This window comes from Nocardia donostiensis, assembly GCF_002081715.1.
GTDB lineage: Bacteria > Actinomycetota > Actinomycetes > Mycobacteriales > Mycobacteriaceae > Nocardia > Nocardia donostiensis.
In genome coordinates this window covers 46,152-66,275 of record NZ_MUKP01000030.1, presented here as the reverse complement: position 1 = coordinate 66,275, position 20,124 = coordinate 46,152, and the positions used below count along the sequence as shown (strand labels likewise).

The following is a 20,124-nucleotide window of genomic DNA, read 5'->3' as shown; positions in this document are numbered from 1 at the left end:
GTCGTGCTGCTGCGTGTCGACCGGCTTGCGACAGCCGGTGAGGTGGAGCCGCTGGTATTCCACGGCAGCCGTTTCCGCCGACTGCACGTCGAGGAAGCGGTGGCGAGTTGAGCGGCCGGGCCGCGCTGGGTACCCGTTCAACCATGCGATGGTGCGCTCGATCTTCGACCCCACGGCGGGCGATCCGAGGCACGATCCTGCGAGCACGCAGCCACCGGCGATGGACATCGAAGTCGTAGCCCTTCGCATCGCCGTCTATGAGCCGTACGGCACAGCGCTTCCGACGTACGGCGACAGCATGAGCAGTCCGGTCTGCGGGTGCCGGCGCCGCACGGTGAGCCCGGCGTGCAATCCCTCGCTGGTACATGGGCCACAATGTCCGGCTGAGGCAGATCGCTCCTGTGCAACCGCCTGTACAGAGACACGTTCACCCGTCCTGTTGCGCGGCGTTCCCAACTCTGGCGACGCGGACGGTGGTCGATCCGGCAAACGTGCGCGATGCTGATACTGCGCTCACCGGGCCGGTGCGAGGTCCTCGACAGATGTTGCCGCAGAGGAGAGTTCGGTATGGACACAGCCCGCGAACAGTCGGTTACCGGTCCGGAGGAATTCTTTGCCGCTTATCCCGGTTACGAGTCCACTGTCGCCCTCGATCGACTGCGGAGCACGGAGTACGCGTACCTGGACGACGACGGTGTGGTGTACCTCGACTACGCCGGCGCCGGGCTCGCCGCGACCGCGCAGCTTCGGGCGCACCGGGATCGGTTGACCGAACGCTGCTTCGGTAATCCGCATTCGGAGAACCCGACATCCAAAGCCGCGACGGAGGTCGTGGAGCAGGCGCGCCGAGCGGTGCTGGCACATCTGAACGCCGACCCCGAGGAGTACTGCGCGATTTTCACCGCCAATGCCAGTGCGGCCTGCCGTCTTGTCGGCGAGGCGTATCCGTTTGCCCGGGGCTCTCGTTTCGTCGTGTCCTCGGACAATCACAACTCGGTGATCGGTATCCGTGAGTTCGCCAGGGCACGCGGCGCGCAGGTGGCGCATCTGCCGATCGACACACCGGAACTGCGCATCACCGACAGTGCCGTGCACGCCGCGTTGCCTCCCCATCTGGGTGTCGGCCGGCCGGACCGCGCTCGTCGTGGGCTGTTGGCCTATCCGGCGCAAAGCAATTTCACTGGTGTCCAGCATCCGCTGGAATGGGTACGGGTTGCCCACGAAAACGGCTACGACGTGCTTCTCGACGCGGCCGCGTATCTGCCCACCAACGAACTCGACCTGCGCATCGTGCAACCGGATTTCATCCCGATCAGCTGGTATAAGCTCTTCGGCTACCCGACCGGCGTCGGCTGTCTGGTCGCGCGTAGGGATGCGTTGGCGAGGCTGCGCAGGCCGTGGTTCGCCGGCGGCACCATCGCGGCCGTGAGCCTCCAGGGGGACTGGCACGTCATGACCGACGACGAAACCGCTTTCGAGGACGGGACGCCGAACTTCCTGTCCATCCCCGACGTGACCTTCGGTATCGGCTGGTTGCGCGATATCGGCCTCGAGGTGGTCCACCGCCGCGTAGCCTGCCTCACCGGGTGGCTGCTGGACCGGCTGCAGTCGCTGACCCACGACAACGGCGCCCCCATGGTCCGTATCTACGGCCCCCCGGACGCCACACGTCGTGGCGGTACGGTCGCGTTCAACTTCCTCGATCCGGACGGAGTCGTAGTGGACGAGCGTCTGGTGGCGACGGAATCGGCGGCGGTGGGTATTTCCCTGCGTACCGGCTGTTTCTGCAATCCAGGGGCGGGGGAGGGCGCCTTCGGGATCGAATTGCCGGTCCTGCGCCGCCTGTTCCGGAAACGACTGGCCACTGTCGAAGAATATGTCTCGGCGCTGGGGCTGCCCAGCGGCGGCGCCATCCGGGTTTCCTTCGGACTGGTCTCCAATATCGCTGATGTGGAGACATTCCTCCGGTTCGCCGAGAGCGCTTACCGCAATCGGCCCGCGACTGTGGAGGGACTGCAGCCCCGGGAACGCTGCTGAGACGATATGCACGCAGGTGGCTCACCGTCTTGTCCGCTCCTCGGCAGTGTGCGGGGCCGGTTCCGGTCCTGAGGCGTTCGGGCGCTGTTGCGTCGCAGGTACGTACCGGCCGTCAGGTCCGACTGTTGCCGTGGACTTCGAGGCTCACGGCGAGGCGGTCCAAGCTGTGCAGGACCGTCGCTCGGTCCTTGCTCAGATCCTTCAAGAGTCGAGCGTGAGCCTCGAGTTCGCGCGGGAAGACTTCGTCGATCACATCGATTCCCCTCGGCGTGAGGGTGATCAGGGCCGACCGGCGATCCGCCGGATTCTGCGCGCGCACAACGAGTCCCCGGCGCTCGAGCTTGGCGAGTGTTTTGCCGACGCCGGCCCGGGACATCCCGAGGTGTTCCGCGAGTCGAATCGCGGTGAGCGGCGGGTCGGCGTACCGGAGTGGCACCAGTAGCCCCACCTCGGCGGCGCTGACGCCGGCATCGGAATAGATGTCTTCTACTGCGCGGTCGAGCAGCGCGGAAATGCGCTTGATCTGGCCCACCACCACCATGGCGGAGGTATCGAGGTGAGGATTTCGGAGACGCCAGAGTTCGTACGTCCGTTCTCGCAGTGACCGCTCGGCCATCGCCGCCCCTTTTGTTAACTAGTAAACAATCCGGTACGTTCTGAGCCTACCCGGACGGTTACACAGTCGTGCGGAACGGGCCGGAGATCGAACAAAGGGGACATTCGTGATTGACGACGTCGTGGTAGTCGGCGGGGGCACAGCAGGCCTCAGCGCAGCACTGGTCTTGGCGCGATCATGTCGCAGGGTGGTCGTCATCGATGCCGGTGGTCCTCGGAACGGGGCTGCCGAGTCGACGCATGGCTTCTTGACCCGAGACGGCACCACACCTGAGCAGCTGCTGGCGATCGCTAGGGCGGAGGTGCTCCGTTACGGCGCACAACTGCTGACGGGTCGAGTCGTGGACATCGCAGAAACCGATGGCGGCTTCGCGGTAAAACCCGAAGAAGGGGCCGTCGTCGAAGCGCGAGCCGTTGTGGTCGCTACGGGCCTGCGGGACGAACTACCGGCGATTTCCGGAGTCCGCGAACAGTGGGGTACAGGGGTGCTCCACTGTCCGTACTGCCACGGGTACGAGGTGCGAGACGCCCCGCTGGCCGTTCTGGGAGGAGCGAACAGACCTTTCTCGGTGCATCAGGCTGCTCTGGTGCGTCAATGGTCCGACGACGTCATCTTCTTTCCGCGGGAAATTGCCCTGTCCGGCGAGGAACATCGTCGACTGGAGGCCCGCGGCGTACGCGTCGTCGAGGGCGATGTTGCACGGATCGTCGTCCACGACGCCCACCTGTCCGGGGTCGAACTCGCCTCGGGAGAGGTCTTTCCGCGGGCAGCGGTCTTTGTCGGGCCGTGCTTCGTCCCTCGTGACGAGCTGCTGACCCGACTGCGTTGCGCGGTAGGCGACGATGGCTGGGTTGCAGTCGACGCGACCGGCCGTACCAGCGTGCCCGGTGTCTGGGCGGCGGGTAATGTCGTCGACTCGCCCGCCCAGTTGATCCACGCCGCCGCCGCAGGATCCAGAGCTGCGGTGGCTGTGAACCACTATCTGCTCGAACAAGACATCCAGAGTTCGCTCGCCTAGGGCCTGTCCTGTAGTTCATGGCAACCAGAGCACGATCGCGGTGATGGTGAGTTCTGCCTGGCAGTAGGCGGCACGCTTGACGTAACGGGTAGCCAGGTGGCCAGGCCACGGAACTGTTCGAGCCGGTTGAAGCAGCGTTCGACCATGTTGCGTTGCTTGTAGACGGCGGGGTCGAACGTCGGTGGCCGGCCACCGGCCGAGCCTTTCGCGGCGCGGTGAGCGGTCTGATCATCGCGTTCGGGACTGACGAACCGGCCCCGCCGTCGCCGCAGCGCGGCCCGTGTCGAGGGATGGGAGTAGCCCTTGTCCGCGACCGCCACCTCCGGCGGCATGCGTAGCCGACCCAGTCCGGCACGTGCCACGTTGATCCCGTCCAGCAGCGGCAGGCCCGATCGCAGAGGTGGTCCGCAGATCCCGCTGCCCATGGCATGCGGCGTGAGCGAGGAACAGGCGAACCGAATCAGAAGTAGGTTTTGCGTAGGTCTCGTGGTGTGACTCCGAAACGTTGCCGAAACGCTGTGCTGAAGCTGCCGGCCGAGACGAAACCGCACCGGTACGCGAGGTCGGTGATGCTCGTGTCGCGATAGGAAGGACTGATCAACCGCTCGTGAGCGAGTGCCAGCCGCTCCTCGCGGATCAAGTCGCGTGGCGTGGTTCCCGCTCGCTGCATCGCGAGTTGAATCTGGCGTACCGACCAGCCCAGTGCCCCCGCAATGGCGTCCGCGTTGAGCTCGGGGTCGTGCGCGTGCTCGCGAACATAGCGCCGGATCGCGGTTTCGATCTCACCGAAGCGATCGCCGACAGTAGTAGTGCTCTCGCCGATCAGCACGCACAGCAGTTCGATCAGGCGGTCGACTGCCGCATCGAACTGACTGGCCGACAGAACATCGCAGGCGCGGAGGATGCTGTGCAACAGTTCCTGCACCACGAGACCGAAACCGGTCGACAGGTCGAGCGGGGAGGCAGTGTCGAAGCGTCGATCCATACGGTGCTCGAGCTTGCGCCGGTCGATCGTGAGTACCGCCAGCCCAGCGCCTGAGGAATGTGTGACGTCGAATGGTTGCGCCGCGCTCAGCAGGCCTGCCGATCCAGGGCGCACGTTCATACTGCCGGCGTCCCGGTCGACGGTGGCTGCGCCGGTAGTACACACCAGCAGCAAGTAGGAGTCGATCTCGTCGCGCCGGATATGACGTGTGGATCTCCGATAGCGCACCGATGGGGATTGCCAAGTCAGGATCTGGTTGGTCGGCGTTCGAGTGCGGGCCAATGCGCCCGTCATCTTCCGCTCGGTGGGGAACTCACAGCGCATCTGGCATTGATAGGTATTGGCCAGGCGATGCCACTCTTCCCGTGACTCTTCCACCGGCATCCCGAGTATCGATGTCTTCTCGGTGTGCAACGCGGTGTCGGACACGGGTCGTTCCCTCTGGTATCGCAGGCCTTCGTTGCCGTGCCAGCCTAGCTCAGCCGATGCCGTTCAGTGCCATATCCGCGATATATCGCTACTGTGCCGGTATCACGGCACAGCGCATTCTCGGCGTCGCGGGACGGGGTGCCTACTCGATCGGAGCGGCCATTCCGCTCGATGGTGGGTTCGTGGACTGCACCTGACCACGTCATCGTTCACGCGTGGCGGTGGAGTTGGACATGGGTGCCAGCTCCACGGCCACGCGTAGCGACAGACTCGCTGGGTCGATGCGCCGCCCGAGCAGCGTTTCGATCCGTTCCACCCGCTTCACGACGGTATTGGGGTGCACATGCAGGCGACGCGCGGTCCGGGTGGGGCTGGCCAGTTCGTCGAGATAGACATGCAACGTCTGGAGCAGTCGGCCAGCCGATTCGCTGCCGTCGGCCAGCCTGCCCAGTTGTCTGCGCACGAACGCGGTGGCCGAAGCCAGATCGTGTGAGGCCAATGCCGCCACCGCGACATCGTCGAAGAGCACGGAACCGCCCGCGCCGACCAGACCTGTCGCCTCACCGACGCGGCGCGCCTCGAGTGCGTCCAGATGAGTCGCCCGAAACCCGCCCATCCCTGGATGAGGGGCACCCCACGCGCAACGGATTCCCGCTGGCAGCGCCTTCGCGCGCAGGAGCCGGGACCACTGGTCGTCGCAGCTGCTGACCCAGCCGAACACACTGTTGTCGCTGACCGGCACACTCAGGTGCTGGCGTGGGCGCAGTTGTTCGACAAGCACGGTCACCGCCCTGTCCAGCCGGTCCAGATCACAGGGCTGATCTACCCACGCCACATAACCGATGTGCGTGGTGTTCAGTGCGTAGGCCAGGGCGCGTTCGGCGTCGGCCTGGCTCACGGAGCCGGCCAGTACGCCGGTGACCACCTGTGTCCGGTGTGCGGACGCGCGCCGGTCCAGCAATGCTCGCTCGGCTGTATATGCAGCGGCCGTCTCGGTGCTCGCGGTCTGGAAATAGGCGAACAGATGGGCAGATACCTGTTCGAGTACCTCGGCCCGGTCGGCAGGCGCGAGCTGATATCGTCCCTCGCGCAATGCCACGACGAGTAGCCGCCACAGTGCGGCGTGGATCTCCTCGAAGGCGCGGAGCAGCACCAATAGTCGGGGCGTGCCGTGTCGCGCCATCGCTCTGGTGTATCGGCCCACGAATGCCGGTAGGGTCACCGGGCCCGGGTGCGGGGACTGTCCAACACATTCGGTGAGAGCACGCAGATGGACCTGCACGGCATTCCTCATCTGAGTACGTGGATCGTCATGTGCCACCGCCAGGTCGGGGACTGCGGTCACCACCCTGTCCACCAGCGAGTCCAGTATTCGGTCGTGTTCGTCGCCGAGCCAGCGGGCGAACCAGTGCAACGAAGGCGCTGATTCGGTGTCCTCGCCGTAGTGCCCGGCTGTTGTCGCCGTTGCGCTACCCATGCCCGGACCGTAGTAGCGGCCTGATATCGGCACATTCTGTCTGCCGCAGTGAATCTCTTCTGGCGCGCACACTTCGCGGGTTGTCCGCAGACGCCACCAGTTGGTGGCAGCTGAGCCCATTGAGTGCTGCAACTGCGGCCGCCAGCATGAATGTGACGCGCAACACGGTCCGACGCGGTGCGCTCGGAGAGGAGAGACATGGCGGTCATCACCATCGATATCGATACCGGGGGAACGTTCACAGACGGTTTCATCGTGCGCAACGAGGTTGCGCACACGGTCAAGACGCTGACCACGCCTCATGACCTTGCTGTGTGTTTCCGTGAGGTCATCGAGGGCGCAGCCGACGAGTTGGGCATCACGGTGCCGGACATGCTGCGCGAGACCGTCTCGGTGCGCTACGCCACCACGGTCGGCACGAATACCGTGCTACAGCGCCGTGGGCCCCGGCTCGGGCTGCTCACCGACAGCGGGTCGGTGTCGTCGAGCCCGGACAGCGGTGTCGGCCTCTTTGTCGAACAGGAGATGGTGACAGCAGTACCGGCGACCGGCAGTGCCCAGGCGCGAACGCAATCACTGGCCGCGGTCAGAGAGCTGCTCGGGCAGGGGGCGCGAGGATTGGTGGTGGCTTGTTCCGACGGTGCCGGGGCGAGCGACGGATGCGGTGAAGCCGCCCTCGCCGAGACGTTTGCGGCGCACTACCCGAAACACTGTCTGGACTCGGTGCCACTGCTGCGCGCCGGCGAGGTCTGTGCCGATCCGGATCAGGACCGGCGTAAAGCGACCGCGCTGTTCAACGCCTATGTACATCCCGACGTGGCCGACTTCCTGTATCGAGCCGAGGATTATCTCCGTGAGCAGGGCTACCGTCGGCCGTTACGTATCGTGCACAACGACGGCGGCGCGGCCCGAGTCGCCAGGACAGTCGCGGGTAAGACGTACAACTCCGGCCCGATGGCCGGTCTGCTCGGCGCGCGGGAGGTGGCCCGGCATTACGGGCTGGTGAACCTGGTGACCCTCGATATGGGCGGTACCAGTCTGGACGTCGGCATCGTACGCGACGGCGAGGTGCCGATGCTCCGTCACGGGCGGGTGGAGGGGATCGAGATAGCGTTTCCGCTGCCCGATCTGGTTCCCCTCGGTGTCGGCGGCGGGTCGATCGCCTGGTTGGACGGCGATGTTCTGCGAGTCGGCCCGTACAGTGCCGGCGCCAGACCGGGGCCCGCGTGTTTCGGTTTCGGTGGTGACGCGCCCACCGTCACCGATGCTGATGTCGTTCTCGGGATGCTGCGTCCGGACGCGTTCCTCGGCGGCAGCATGCAGATCAGCGTGGCTGCCGCCAGGCGAGCGTTCGAACCTCTGGCCGAGGCGCTGGGTGTCAGCGTGGTCGAAGCCGCCGAGCAGGTGTCGGCGACGGCGCACCGCGACGCGGGTGAGAGGCTGGCAGCGGAGTTGAGGGAACGCGGAGTCGATCCGGCCACGGTGACCGCGCTCGGGTTCGGCGGCAACGGCGCCACCCACGGGGCGGCGATCGCATCCGCCGCGGGTATCGGCACCATGCTGGTGTTGCCGTTCGCCCCTGTGTTCTCCGCCTTCGGCGCATCCACGGTGGATATCCACTACCGGCACGAGGCCACGGCCCGCGCGGCGGACGAGGAAGCCCTCGCAGCCAGGGCTATGCGCGATATGCGTGGTGAAGGAATAGCTGCCGACAAGGTCGCGCTCACGGTCGATCGGTTCGAACGCGACGGTGTGGACTGGATCGCCGTGGAAGCGAAACACACACTTCCACATGTGGATTTGGCCCGTCGTGCAGCTGCCCCGGATGCCGCTGCGGCCTCGGGCCGTACTTCGATGCCGATCCGATGGCCGGGCCACGGGGACCTGGACACCAAGGTCATCGAGCGAGCGGGATTGCGGGCGGGGGAAACACTGGCCGGTCCCGCACTCGTCGACTCTCCCGACACCACCTGCGTCGTGCCGCCCGACTGGACGATCACGGCCGACGAGCTCGGCACCCTTCGGCTCACCGCATCGACAAGGAGTAACTGACCGATGAGCAGCGAAGCTGTTCGGATCACCGAATACCTGCAACTGGACCCGAAACTCGAGACGTGGAACTGTGTGCGCTGCGGCCACGTCATCGGTTCGGCACGCGAGAACTACAAACGCGGATTGCTGCTGCACGACCGTGATCCCCGGACCATTTACCCAGCCCGATTCGACGGTGAGCACAGCTTTGCTCCCGATCCCGGATGGTGCCGGATCGTGGAGTACTACTGCCCGGGCTGCGGGGTCCAGATGGAGACCGAGTACCTGCCGCCAGGGCACCCGTTGGCCCACGATATCGAGGTCGACGTCGATGCCTTGCGCAGCGGCGCCGAGAGCAACAGGGAAGGGCGGGCCGGCTGATGGAGATCAACGTCGATATCGGAGGAACGTTCACCGACTGTTTCGCCACGGCGGCGGACGGTCGGGTTACGACAGCGAAAGCTCTGACCACCCATCACGATCTGTCCATCGGTTTCCTCCGCGCAATAGCCGATATCGCCGAGGAAACGGGCTCGGACACCGACACGCTGCTACAGACGACCACGACGATCCGTTACGCGACCACCCTGGGCACCAATGCGCTGATCGAGCGGAGCGGACCACGGCTGGGTCTGCTCACCACCCGTGGGCACGAGGACACTGTTCCGATCGGCCGATGCAGGCAGTGGGCAGACGGCCTGCCCGCGACCGTGACACGTGACCTGTCCCGAGCGCAACGCCCGGTGCCGCTGATCGAACCCGAGCAGATCGCCGGACTCACCGAGCGAGTGGACGCCGCAGGCCGGGTGGTGATTCCACTGGATCCCGACGAGGTTCGTGACAGGGTGCTCGATCTCGTCGACCAAGGGGTCCGAGGTTTCGTGGTGTGTCTGCTCAACAGTCACATCAACGCAGCGCACGAACAAATGGTGCGCGCCATCGTCGAGGAGGAGTATCCGAACGCCTACCTCGGTCGGTTCCCGACGATCCTGTCCCACGAAGTATCCGGGCGTGCAGGCGAATACGCGCGGTCGATGACCGCCACCATCAACGCCTACCTGCACCGTTTCACCGCCGACCGGCTGTCCTCACTGCGTGACGAGCTGCGTGGCCGCGGCTATCGGGGTGAACTGCTGCTGGTGCACAACAGCGGCGGTATGGGTAGCCTCGCGGGCACCACACCCATCCAGACCGTGCATGCGGGCCCGGTGGCGGGCCTCTACGGGTCGCGGCATCTGGCCCAGGCCCGAGGCTTGGACAAAGTGGTCACCACCGATATGGGTGGGACCTCTTTCGATGTCGGGATCGTGGTGCAGGGGTCGGTCCGGTTCTACGAGTTCAACCCGGTGATCGACCGGTGGCGGGTGCAGATCCCGATGATGGATATCTCCGCGATCGGGGCCGGCGGCGGCTCGATCGCACGAGTGGATCCGATCTCCGGTGTCGCGGTCGGCCCGGCGTCGGCGGGATCGGACCCGGGCCCGGCCTGTTACGGACAGGGTGGCACCGAGCCGACGGTAACCGATGCGAACCTGGTACTCGGGTATCTGGACCCGGACAACTACCACGGCGGCAATCTGACGCTCGACATCCGGCGTGCCGAACGCGCGATCGAGCGACGGGTGGCTAAACCATTGGGCATCTCGGTACCGGAGGCAGCGCGGCAGATCCGCAGGGTGGTCGACGAGACCATGGGTGCAGAGATCTTCAAAGGCATCACGGCCAAGGGATACGACCCCCGCGAATTCACTGTTTTCTCCTTCGGCGGTGGCGGCCCTCTTCATGCCTGCGGCTACGCCCGGGCGCTCGACGTCGACGAGGTGGTGGTGCCTGCGCACAGCTCCGTGTTCTCCGCCTCCGGGGCGGCGGGTCTCGAACGGTTGCACATCTACGAGCGGTCGGTGTGGATGGTGCTGTTCAACCCGCTGACCAAGCAACTGTTCGACAACTTCGCCGAATTCAACACCATCGTCGACGAATTCCACGCCGAAGCGGTCTCGGATTTCGGTGGGCAGGGCTTCGGGATCGAAGACATCGACACCGTCGTCGAACTCGATATGCGCTCCACCGGCCAGCTCTATGTCATCACCATCGCCAGCCCGGTACGTCGACTGGAGACTCGTAGTGATCTCGCCGAGATCATCAAGGCGTACTTCGACGAATACGGTGACCGCTTCGGCGATCTGGCGTTGACCAAGGAGATCGGTATCTCGATCGATGCGATCCGTTTACGCGCCTGGATTCCGCGCCCGGCGCCAGGGCAGATGGAACGCCCCGTGTCGAGCGAGCCTGTGAAGGTCGCCCACAAGGGAAGCCGCAGCTGCTGGTGGGTCAGCGCCGACCAGCCGCAGGAGACCGAGATATACGACTACGCGGCGCTGCGCCCGGGCCACCGGCTGACCGGGCCCGCGATCGTCGAAGCCACCGATACGAGCATCCTGATCGAGCCGGGGTGGCAGGGCGAAATGGACAGCTACGGATTCTTCACGATGCGACAGGAGGCCCGCTCATGAGCATGACCGATGCGAGTGCGGAGGAATTCCTCGCCGATCTGCTGAGCAATCAGCCGGTGATGTACGGTCCCGACCTGGAGATCACCGGGGAATACCGTCTGCGTCCGCGAACCCGGCGCGAAGACGAGGCGTTGGCCTCGATCTCCGATCCGACCGATCTGGCGGTCGGGCTCAGCAGGGTCGAGGCCGTGCTGGAATCATCGATGGAAATGCTCCAGCAGATCAGCGCGTCGGCCGCGGCCAAATGGGGTGATCTGATCATCGGGATCTACACCAAGGAGGGCGATTTCGCGATCGCCACTTCCAGTGGCGTGAACATCTTCTCGGCGACCACCTCCTCGGTGCCGAAGTTCATCGCGCGCTACTGGGCCGATGAACCGACCGTGGGTCTCGCCGAAGGCGATGTCTTCTACCACAACGACGCCAATTACGGCGGCACCCACAATCCGGACCACACTCTGCTGATCCCGCTGTTCTGGGAGGGCGAGCACGTGGCGTGGATCGGTGCGATCATCCACGAAGGCGAGAACGGAGCCGCGATCGACCAAGGCGGCCTCTGTATGCGGGCGACAACCACATACGGTGAAGGTATTCGTATTCCGCCCATGAAGATCGGCGAGAACTACGTGGTTCGCCGCGATGTGGTGAATCTGTTCCAGAATCAGGTCCGCGATCCGATGCTGTGGCTCACCGATATTCGCGCCAAGCTCGCGGCTGCGCGGACCGTGGAACACCGGATGCACGAGTTCATGGGCGAGCGTTCGCCGGAGTTGCTGATCGCGACGATGCGCTCGGTCCTCGAGACCACCGAGGCCGAGGTGCGCCGGCGTATCGCGTCCTGGCCGGACGGTATATATCGCGGGGTTCATTTCGGCGACAGCACTCTGATCGAAGAACGGTTGTTCAAACTGTGCGTGGAGCTGGAAAAGCGTGGGGACCGGCTCACCGTTCGCACCGGTGGCAGCGCCCCGTCCATCGACCGCGCGCTGAACGTCCAGGCGCATTTCACCCGGGCCATGGTGGGCAACCTGTTCATGAACTTCCTGTACGGGGACCTGCCGCGTACCGCCGGGTTCATCGCTGCCCTGGATTTCGAGCTGGAGCCAGGGTCCATCGTGACAGCAGGTCCTGAACAGCCGAGTTCACTGTCGCTGCTCACCATGTTCAGCTTCAACGCCGCCCTGCACCAGGCGGTGACGAAAGCGATGTTCGCGGCGCCGGGAACAGCTAAGCCGATGGCGCCGTGGTACGCGATGATTCCCACCCTGCAGTACGGGGGCTTGAACCAGCATATGCAGGTGACCGCGAACGTTTCGACGGAGATGAACGCCGCAGGCGGCGGAGCGCTCTGTGATCGCGATGGTGAGCACGCCGCCGGTCCCGTCTTCGCCCCCGTGTCGGACTGGGGCGAGATGGAACTGCGGGAAGCGGAGCTGCCGGTACTCGGGCTGTGGCGGCGCATACCACCGGACAATCACGGGTTCGGCAAGTTCCGTGGCGGGTCGTCGGTGGAATGGACCTACATGTTGTACGGCAGTCAGATGTTCGCTTTCGGGATCGCAAGCATGGGCGGACGATTCCCGGTAACCGGCGGCATGTTCGGCGGTTACGGAGGTCCATGCACTCCATTGACCAGGATCCGTCCCGAAGGCGGCGTGGACACGGTTCTCCGCTGGTTGGCCGAGGGCGGTAAGGGCCTGACCTATGACGGAGCGAGTACCGTTGCCACCCAGCCGGTTCCCGGCGAATACATGGTCACCAATCCCATGCAGGCGGCGGACCCGATCCTGGAAGGTGATATCTGGATCCAGCGTGTCGGCGGTGGCGGCGGTTACGGCGACCCGCTCGAACGGGATCCCGAGTCGGTGATGGTGGACCTGCGGCGCGGTCTCATCAGTCAGGAAGTGGCCACCTCGGTCTATCGGCTGGTGTGGGACAGCGAGCATATGAAGGTCGACCACGAGGCCACCTGTGCCGCCAGGGACGACGAACGCGCGGAACGATTGCGCCGCGGCCGGCCCTATGACGACTTCGTGGCCTCGTGGCGAACCGACTCGCCACCGGATCACCTGGGTTTCCTCGGCTCATGGGAGTGGGGCGACGACGCCGGCGCGGGTGAGGCATAAATGCTCTTCGCTCCGGTGTTGCAGGAGGTGGCCGCCCGGATGGCCGGGGTGGCGGCCGGTTCTCGCGCCGATCCCGTCCGGCAGGCATACCGGCTGCGCGACGCGGTAGCGCTGGTGCAGCCGGATTGGGTGGTGACCCATTACGACCCCCGCGTAGAAGCCGACACGGTGCTGGCGGCCGGTGCCGATATCGACCTGATCGATATCGCGCTGGCCGCAGGCTCGCCCGTCGGCGACTACGTGGAACTGACTCGGATCCTGGCAGCGTTGTACCCCGGCGGGACGGTGGCGGCGTCGGTCACCGGCCCGGTGGGTATGGTCCAAGCCCTGGGGAGATCGACCGATGATGCTGCGGACCTGCTCGACTGCGGCGATGTGCTCGCCGAACTGGTTTCACAGTATGTCGGGGCAGGTGCGTCCCGAATCGTGGTCTGGGAACCCGACGGGGCGGCAGCGGTCGACGGAGTGTACGAGGCGCACATCCCGCTGGTGCGGAAAATGCGCACCCTGGGCGTTCGGAGCGTGCTGTGTGGCGGGGCGGGCATGACCGATCCCGGCTATGACGCGCACGCTCTACCCGGCCGCGGCGTGGGTGCGGCACTGCTCGATCCGGAATGCTTCCGGGATGGAGGGGATGTGGCGTCCTTCGATGGATTGTGGCAGCAGTGGTCGCAGTGCCACCACATCCCGCCCGGGCCGGACGGGCAGGCCCCGGTGCTGCTGAGTGACGGCCCGCTACCCGCAGAATGCGATATGGGCATGTTGCGTGCCGCAGGCCGACGAGGGCGCTGAGGAGTGCGATGCGCCGATGAGCTGTGCCGCCGCCATGGCGGCGGCACAGCGAGCCTGTTCGGGTACGTCGGAATGCCGCGCAGGTAGGTCGGGTGGTTGCGGAACGCTGCGACGGGGCCCGATCACTACCCGTTCTCAGACGATGATGCTGACTTCGCCTGGATTCGTACTGACCGTGACGACCACCCTGCCCGGGCCGGTATCGGCCGACGTCCAGCCGTAGCCGTGGTCGGGATCGAGGAATCCGCCGGGCTCGGGAACGGACGACACGGTGAGTTCCTCGGATCCGCTGGCTCCGGAATCGACATTGCGCCAACCGACCGTCGTCGTCACCGCGCAGGCCGGGTCATGCCGGTCTGCTTTGAACAGCACTACCGCACGGACTCCCGCGACATCGGTCGGCAGCGGACTAACCGATACCACGGTGCGGACCAAGCCGGCGCAACCGGGGAACACCTCCACCCGAGCGTCCTCGAAATCGGCTGCTGTTTGGGCACCGGCGGGCGCGGCAACCGGCAGTAGAGCCGTCGCGACACATGCGCTGAGGACCAACGGGCGCAAGAGTATTCCCAAAACGACAGTTCCTCTCTGCGGGCCTCGGTGCGGGTTACCGCCCTCAAACAATATCGACGACACCACCACACTGCAGGCCGATACATCGAAAACCCCGGTCGGGCGGGCCGAAACCGACGTAATCGTCACCGCATTCGTGGCCCGCCGAGCGCTCGCATTCCCGTTTTTCGCCCCCCAGGTGACCCCCTATCCGCTGGCCTCGGTGCTACAGCTGTGGAAATTCATGGGGATCTCGCCCACATCCGGAGCCGGACCTATGTCTACGCCGCCGGATGGGAAACTCCTCGCCGTTCACCGATCACTGGTCACGATCGGAGCCAGGGGCGGGGACAGCGTCGGTTGAGGACTTGGCGCGAGACGCGCATCTGAGCCCCGGCGATTGCGATACGTGATGCGGCGCTCACTGGGAATCACCCCCCAAAAAAATCGCCTCCCGCCTCCCGCCTCCCGCGTCTGGCGGATGCCGTGAGCCGTGCCGGCGCAGGTGCGGACTCGTGGACCCAGGCGGCAGCTGAGTCCGGCTACCACGATCAGAATCACCTTGTGCGTGACTTCCACGACCTCATGCACACGACACCGACCGGCATGGCTCGTCGAAGAGGGCCGAAATCTACAAGGCTGGCGACGCCCTTCCCCGTGATCATCGAGGCATGAGTAGCGAACTGCGCCCCAAACTGCTGGTCTCCGATGCCGACTCCGCAATCGACTTCTACACCCAGGCTCTCGGAGCCGAGCTGATTCTTCGAATTGCCGATGACCACGGTGTGGTGAACCACGCCGAACTCACACTCGACTCCGTCGTCTTTGCGCTGGCACAGAGTGTCGAGGAGTGGGGGTGGAACGACCCCGAGTCAGTGGGCGGTTCACCCGTCCTGATCATGCTCACCGTGTCGGACCCCGACGCGACAGTGGGACATATGGTGAAGCACGGGGCTGAGCTCGTGATCCCGGTCGACAACCGCCCTTACGGCAAGCGGCAAGGCAGAGTGAAGGACCCGTTCGGCCACCTCTGGGTCATCAGCGGAGAACCTCGATAGACGGCTTGCTCCCCGCCGTGAACGGCGGGGATTCCCCACCCCGCAGCAGAACGTTCCTGTTTCGTCGACGGTTGCCTTCAACACAACTGCGTGTGGTGCAGTCGATTCCGGGTTCCTGAGGACCGATTCTCGGCGGTTACGGGTTGGTGTCGGCAGTCCGGATACCCGGGCATCGGCAGACACCCAGCAGGTGCGCGCCGACACCCACGTAGCACCATCCATCGTGTGCGGGTAAACCAGAAGCTGTTTCCGCCAACATTTTTCGCGTGTAAGTGGTCAAATACTCTTGATCGACTGCGTTGTGGACCAGCGATGTACCCAGTCAGGAGCGTGCGCGTGCCCGGTGAAATCTTTTCCGCTGTTTTCCCCCATCTGGAGGCGGACCTGGACCGTGTCCGTGATGTTCTCGGGCCCGTGCAGTTTCCGGGCCGGCCCGAGTTGACCGCACTCACCGACCAGGGGCCGGACACGTCGCGACGTCTGGTGCGTCCGACATTGACGTTGCTGTCGTATTACCTGCTCACCGATCCCGCAGTGCCGGCCGACGACCGGGCCGTGCGCGCTGCGGCCGCGGTGGAGTTGCTGCACCTGGGGTCTCTGTATCACGACGACGTCATCGATCACGCGTATGAGCGTCGGGGTCGTCCCAGCGCGAACGCGGTGTGGGGATCGCATATGGCCGTGCTGGGTGGGGACTCGGTGACGGCGGAGGGTATGCGTCTGCTGATCGAACTCGGTCGACGTGAGGCGTTGGCGGCGGCGGACGCGAGCAAGCGGATGTGTGCGGGCGTGGTGATCGAGGCCGCCGACCAGTATGAGGCGTCGCGTAGTGAGCAGGCCTACCTGGACTCGATCGACGGCAAAACCGCCGCGCTGCTGTCGCTGGCCTGCCGGGTCGGCGCCATGCAGGCCGGGAGACCCGAGGAGCACGAGGAGGCGTTGGCGCGGTTCGGCCGGGACTTCGGGCTGGCCTACCAACTCTACGACGACATCCTCGATCTGACCTCGACCGCCGAGGAGATGGGAAAACCCGTCAACGCAGACCTGCCCGAGGGCATCTACACCCTGCCCGTGATCCGCGCCGCCACCCGCAACCGCGACCTTGCCCGCCTGCTGCGAAGAGCGATGACGGCCGAGGACGCCGCCCGCGCCCGGGAGTTGGTCCTCGCCTCCGGCGCCGTGGACGAAGCGCACAAGATGGCCGAGGAATTCATCGACCAGGCCGCTGGCCAACTCGCCGCTGTGGCCGTCGATCCGCGCGCCCGCGACGCGATGATCGCCTACATCCGGTCCATCCTCGATCGGCGCACCGCCCGCCCCGCAACTTCTCCGCCCTCGACGCCGCCGCAGGACGACAGTGGTGTGTTTCCGCCGCAGGTCATGTCCTGGCTGCGGAACTGGATGGCCGAGGTCGGTCTGATCGCCTCCCCGGCTGAGTTCGACCACCACCACCGATGGGCCGGAGCGTTCCGGTTCCCGGCACAGTTCGCCGCCGCAGTGGACCCGGCCCGGGAACAGGCCTTCGCCGGCATGGCCGCGCTGTTCTTGGTGTGGGATGATCTGTTCGAGGATCCGCAGTTGCGGGACCCGCAGGCCGTCACCGCGCTGCGGCGGGGACTGGTGGCAATCCTGCGCCAGGATCCCCAGACGTCGTGGCGGTCCGGTGCGGTCGCGACGGCATGGGCGAGCCTGTGGCCACGCCTGCGCGAGGGTCGCAGCCTCGGGTGGCAGCAGCGGTTTCTCGACAGCGTCGAGGAATGGTTCGAGGCCTGCGAACGCGAAGCCCACCACCGCATCGACGGCTACATCCCCACCACGGCCGACTACCTGCCCCTGCGGGCATCGACCAATGGGACCGAGATCTTCCTTGCCGGCCTGGAGGCACACCAAGACCTCGAAATGCCGCCCACGCTGCGAAACCACCCCGTGATCCGCCGTCTCGAAGAACTGCTCTCCTGGGTGGGCTTCGTGGAGAACGACCTGGCGGGACTGGACCAGGACGAGGCCGACCGCATCCCCTACAACCTGATCCGGGCGATCCGCCACGAAACCGGATGCAGCCGAAACGAAGCCATCGAGCAGGTGCAACACCAGCTGAACGAGAAACGCGCCCAGATCGACGCGGTGACCCGCTACCTCCCCGTACTGCTCCGCCTGATCCCCGGTCTGTCCGGCCGGCGCAAAGAGTACCTGGCGATCCTCGAGAACAGCAGGGACCTGGCGTTCGGGCTGCACCGGGCCGGCCGGTACACCCCCACCCCCACCTCCGCGGCGCCGGAGTTGGAACGGCTGCGCCGTGAGCTCTACTATCCGGCCACTGACCCCGCGCCTACCGGGGTGTAGGTCCCGCGTCGCCGGCGAAGCGGGTTGTCCTCGCACGATTCACCGGGAGTGGTCGTGCGGGATACCGGTCACTGCTTCGCCGGCTGTCCGGGAACGCCGCTCGGCATCGTGGCTCCCAGAGCCGAACGGGTGCGCAGGTGGAAAGCGACCAGCCCGACCAGGGCGCTCGCGGTGAACCAAGCCAGTTGCACGGCCAAACCCGGCAATGGTGTGGTGTCGGAGAAACCGGTCGCGGTCGCAGCCTGCATGGCACCGTAGGAGGGCAGCAAGCGCACGACATCGCTGTCGGCCCCGATGCTGGCGATGGGGTTCTGTACGACCATGTCGAAGCAGCTGATCATCGCGATCGCGAACATGCCCTCCACCTCTCGGCGCAGCAGCGCGCCCAGAGCGACACCCAGCGCCCCGTAGGTCATCGCAGCGCAGAAAAGCGCCGCGGCGAGCAGGATCGGCTGCTGCGGCGACCACGACAAACAGATGGCCAGGGTGGCGTAGGCGCTGACCGCTATCGCGGCCACCACCAGGCAAGCGATTTTCGCCAGCCCCAAAGCGACCCGAGGATACCCGGCCATGCACAAACGCCGGTCGAATGCCCCGCTGCTGAACGTCGCCGCGAACATCATGAACCCGACGATCAGACAGACCGCGGTCAGGGCGCCGGAGATCTGGGCGAGCTCGTTGCCTTTGGCGTCCAGGACCACACCGGTGTCTCGAAGCCGGAACGGTACCGGTGTGTCGGTGATGATCAGACCCGCCAGAGTGACGAACAAGGGGATGAAGGCAGCGACCAGCAGCATGGCGAAGCGGTTGCGGGCATGCTCGATCAGAGCGTAGCGCGTGGCTGTCATGAACAGCCGTAGGTTCTCGTTCATCCGGTCTGTTCCGCTCCGTCCTGGAGGACACCGTCGCGTAGCCGCCACACGTGATCCAGCCGGTCGGTGTCGTAGGCCAGATGCGACACGACCAGAACCGAGCCTCCGGCGTCACGGAACTGCGCGACCAGATCCCAGAAACGCAGATACGTCTCCCAGTCGAAACCCTGATACGGCTCGTCGAGTAGCAGAACCTGCGGGTCGTGCATCACCGCCAGCGTCAGGTTGAGCTTCTGCCGGGTGCCGCCGCTCAGCGTCGCGACCCGTTCATCGGCGTACTCGGAGAAACGTAGAATCTCCATGGTCTCCTCGGCCCGCCGCAGGTCCGGGACTGCGTAGGCCGCGGCGAAGAAATTCAGGTGTTGACGTACCGTGAACGCCTCGTTCAAGATCACCTGCTGCGGGCAGTAACCGAACCGCCCACGGTGGCGGACCATCCCCCGGTCGGGGCGTAGCTCTCCGGAAAGAACCTTCAACAGCGTCGACTTGCCCGTCCCGTTCTCACCGACGATGCCCCCCAGCATCCGGGGAGGCAGTGCGATATCGATGCCACGCAGCACCGCCCGCCTGCCATATGAGTGGTGGACGTCCTCCACTTCCATCAACACCCCTTACTCGCCGATGCAGTCGCCCGACCACCGCTCGAATACTACTCATAAGCCGCGAAAAACGATGCTGGGAAGGTAAATTCGTGGCTCCATGTACTGTCTCCGTCCAGAAGGCCACGAACAGGCGCCACCCTTGCGTTCGACGGAAGGGTTCGGCTCGACGAAGCCCGGCACACGTGCAGACCAAGAGCCCGGCGCTCCCACCATCACCCCGCCGGGCCTAGGGTGTGAAATTATTCGCTGACGGGCCCCGAAGAGCCTTCCCGAATCTCGGGCACCTCCTCGAATCACCGACTGGCCAGTTGCTCACTGCCATCCGAATACGGTTTGCCACTATCGCTTTCATATGGCATCTCACCGGTGCGTTGAACCGGGGAACATGAGTTCGGCGTGAGGACCTCGTCGGAACCGACCACCACATCACCGCCGATTTCGATGTCGTACTCAGCGGTCGAACCCTTGACGCGCCCCTGAGGCCAGCTCTTTCTGACGAAGCCGCTCACGCCGTACATCAGGACACCTATAGGAACGAAAACCTTCGCGTGACTGTCGGTTCGATGGGTGCTCTCGTGCGATTGTGGCACCGTTGTCCGGATGATCTCGTTCCTGGCCGGGATACACCCACCCACAACTGTGACCGGCGGCGAGACCCGGTCTCGAGAGGGGC

At 65.4% G+C, this 20,124-nt stretch carries 16 protein-coding genes and 2 pseudogenes; 9 read left to right on the top strand and 9 right to left on the bottom strand.

Going from position 1 to position 20,124, the window contains the following annotated elements; translation table 11 throughout:
- Positions 1 to 133: 133 nt before the first annotated feature.
- Positions 134 to 244, bottom strand: a pseudogene (locus B0T44_RS26660) (IS5/IS1182 family transposase); the annotation flags it as partial.
- Positions 245 to 567: 323 nt separating this feature from the next.
- On the opposite strand from B0T44_RS26660, the gene B0T44_RS18795 reads away from it, so the two are divergent.
- A complete protein-coding gene (locus B0T44_RS18795; RefSeq protein ID WP_081512301.1) occupies positions 568 to 2,037 on the top strand; it encodes an aminotransferase class V-fold PLP-dependent enzyme in 1,470 nt (489 codons plus the stop codon).
- A gap of 112 nt (positions 2,038 to 2,149) precedes the next feature.
- On the opposite strand, the gene B0T44_RS18790 is transcribed toward B0T44_RS18795, so the two are convergent.
- Positions 2,150 to 2,653, bottom strand: a complete 504-nt coding sequence (locus B0T44_RS18790) for a MarR family winged helix-turn-helix transcriptional regulator (RefSeq protein ID WP_077116738.1) — start codon at positions 2,651 to 2,653, stop codon at positions 2,150 to 2,152.
- Between the two features lie 106 nt (positions 2,654 to 2,759).
- Between B0T44_RS18790 and B0T44_RS18785 the strand changes: the two genes are divergently transcribed.
- Positions 2,760 to 3,671, top strand: coding sequence for an NAD(P)/FAD-dependent oxidoreductase (locus B0T44_RS18785; RefSeq protein ID WP_139347802.1), 912 nt, complete (start codon positions 2,760 to 2,762; stop codon positions 3,669 to 3,671).
- Positions 3,672 to 3,766: 95 nt separating this feature from the next.
- Here B0T44_RS18785 and B0T44_RS28125 read toward each other — a convergent pair.
- The 3 genes and pseudogenes from B0T44_RS28125 to B0T44_RS18770 form a co-directional block, all read right to left on the bottom strand.
- Positions 3,767 to 4,003, bottom strand: a pseudogene (locus B0T44_RS28125) (transposase); the annotation flags it as partial.
- Between the two features lie 128 nt (positions 4,004 to 4,131).
- Positions 4,132 to 5,085 carry an AraC family transcriptional regulator gene (locus tag B0T44_RS18775; protein ID WP_081512297.1) on the bottom strand — a complete coding sequence of 318 codons (954 nt, stop codon included), beginning with the start codon at positions 5,083 to 5,085 and terminating at the stop codon, positions 4,132 to 4,134.
- A gap of 202 nt (positions 5,086 to 5,287) precedes the next feature.
- Positions 5,288 to 6,562 carry a PucR family transcriptional regulator gene (locus B0T44_RS18770; RefSeq protein ID WP_077116737.1) on the bottom strand — a complete coding sequence of 425 codons (1,275 nt, stop codon included), beginning with the start codon at positions 6,560 to 6,562 and terminating at the stop codon, positions 5,288 to 5,290.
- Positions 6,563 to 6,760: 198 nt separating this feature from the next.
- Between B0T44_RS18770 and B0T44_RS18765 the strand changes: the two genes are divergently transcribed.
- The 5 genes from B0T44_RS18765 to B0T44_RS18745 are packed head-to-tail and all read left to right on the top strand — an operon-like array spanning position 6,761 to position 14,024.
- Complete coding sequence (locus B0T44_RS18765; protein ID WP_077116736.1) at positions 6,761 to 8,614, top strand: hydantoinase/oxoprolinase family protein; 1,854 nt, start codon at positions 6,761 to 6,763, stop codon at positions 8,612 to 8,614.
- 3 nt (positions 8,615 to 8,617) lie between these two features.
- Positions 8,618 to 8,974 (top strand): acetone carboxylase subunit gamma, encoded by a 357-nt coding sequence (locus B0T44_RS18760; RefSeq protein WP_077116735.1) that lies wholly within the window; start codon positions 8,618 to 8,620, stop codon positions 8,972 to 8,974.
- Positions 8,974 to 11,106 carry a hydantoinase/oxoprolinase family protein gene (locus B0T44_RS18755; RefSeq protein WP_077116734.1) on the top strand — a complete coding sequence of 711 codons (2,133 nt, stop codon included), beginning with the start codon at positions 8,974 to 8,976 and terminating at the stop codon, positions 11,104 to 11,106. Before B0T44_RS18760 ends, B0T44_RS18755 begins: the two co-directional genes overlap by 1 nt.
- Positions 11,103 to 13,232 (top strand): hydantoinase B/oxoprolinase family protein, encoded by a 2,130-nt coding sequence (locus B0T44_RS18750; RefSeq protein WP_081512293.1) that lies wholly within the window; start codon positions 11,103 to 11,105, stop codon positions 13,230 to 13,232. The genes B0T44_RS18755 and B0T44_RS18750 overlap by 4 nt, the downstream gene beginning before the upstream one ends.
- A complete protein-coding gene (locus B0T44_RS18745) occupies positions 13,233 to 14,024 on the top strand; it encodes a hypothetical protein (RefSeq protein ID WP_077116732.1) in 792 nt (263 codons plus the stop codon).
- A 135-nt stretch (positions 14,025 to 14,159) separates the two neighbouring features.
- Here the strand turns inward: B0T44_RS18745 and B0T44_RS18740 are convergent, their stop codons facing one another.
- On the bottom strand, positions 14,160 to 14,597 hold the full coding sequence (locus B0T44_RS18740; RefSeq protein ID WP_139347801.1) for a hypothetical protein: 438 nt from the start codon (positions 14,595 to 14,597) through the stop codon (positions 14,160 to 14,162).
- A gap of 650 nt (positions 14,598 to 15,247) precedes the next feature.
- On the opposite strand from B0T44_RS18740, the gene B0T44_RS18730 reads away from it, so the two are divergent.
- Positions 15,248 to 15,634, top strand: coding sequence for a VOC family protein (locus B0T44_RS18730; protein ID WP_077116730.1), 387 nt, complete (start codon positions 15,248 to 15,250; stop codon positions 15,632 to 15,634).
- 336 nt (positions 15,635 to 15,970) lie between these two features.
- On the top strand, positions 15,971 to 17,977 hold the full coding sequence (locus B0T44_RS18725) for a polyprenyl synthetase family protein (RefSeq protein WP_217697489.1): 2,007 nt from the start codon (positions 15,971 to 15,973) through the stop codon (positions 17,975 to 17,977).
- A gap of 68 nt (positions 17,978 to 18,045) precedes the next feature.
- Here the strand turns inward: B0T44_RS18725 and B0T44_RS18720 are convergent, their stop codons facing one another.
- From B0T44_RS18720 to B0T44_RS18710, 3 genes are all read right to left on the bottom strand, one after another.
- Positions 18,046 to 18,849 (bottom strand): ABC transporter permease, encoded by an 804-nt coding sequence (locus B0T44_RS18720; RefSeq protein WP_077116729.1) that lies wholly within the window; start codon positions 18,847 to 18,849, stop codon positions 18,046 to 18,048.
- Entirely contained in the window at positions 18,846 to 19,451 is a 606-nt protein-coding gene (locus tag B0T44_RS18715; protein ID WP_077116728.1) for an ATP-binding cassette domain-containing protein, read from the bottom strand. Before B0T44_RS18715 ends, B0T44_RS18720 begins: the two co-directional genes overlap by 4 nt.
- A gap of 293 nt (positions 19,452 to 19,744) precedes the next feature.
- Entirely contained in the window at positions 19,745 to 19,969 is a 225-nt protein-coding gene (locus B0T44_RS18710) for a hypothetical protein (protein ID WP_077116727.1), read from the bottom strand.
- Positions 19,970 to 20,124: the final 155 nt, after the last annotated feature.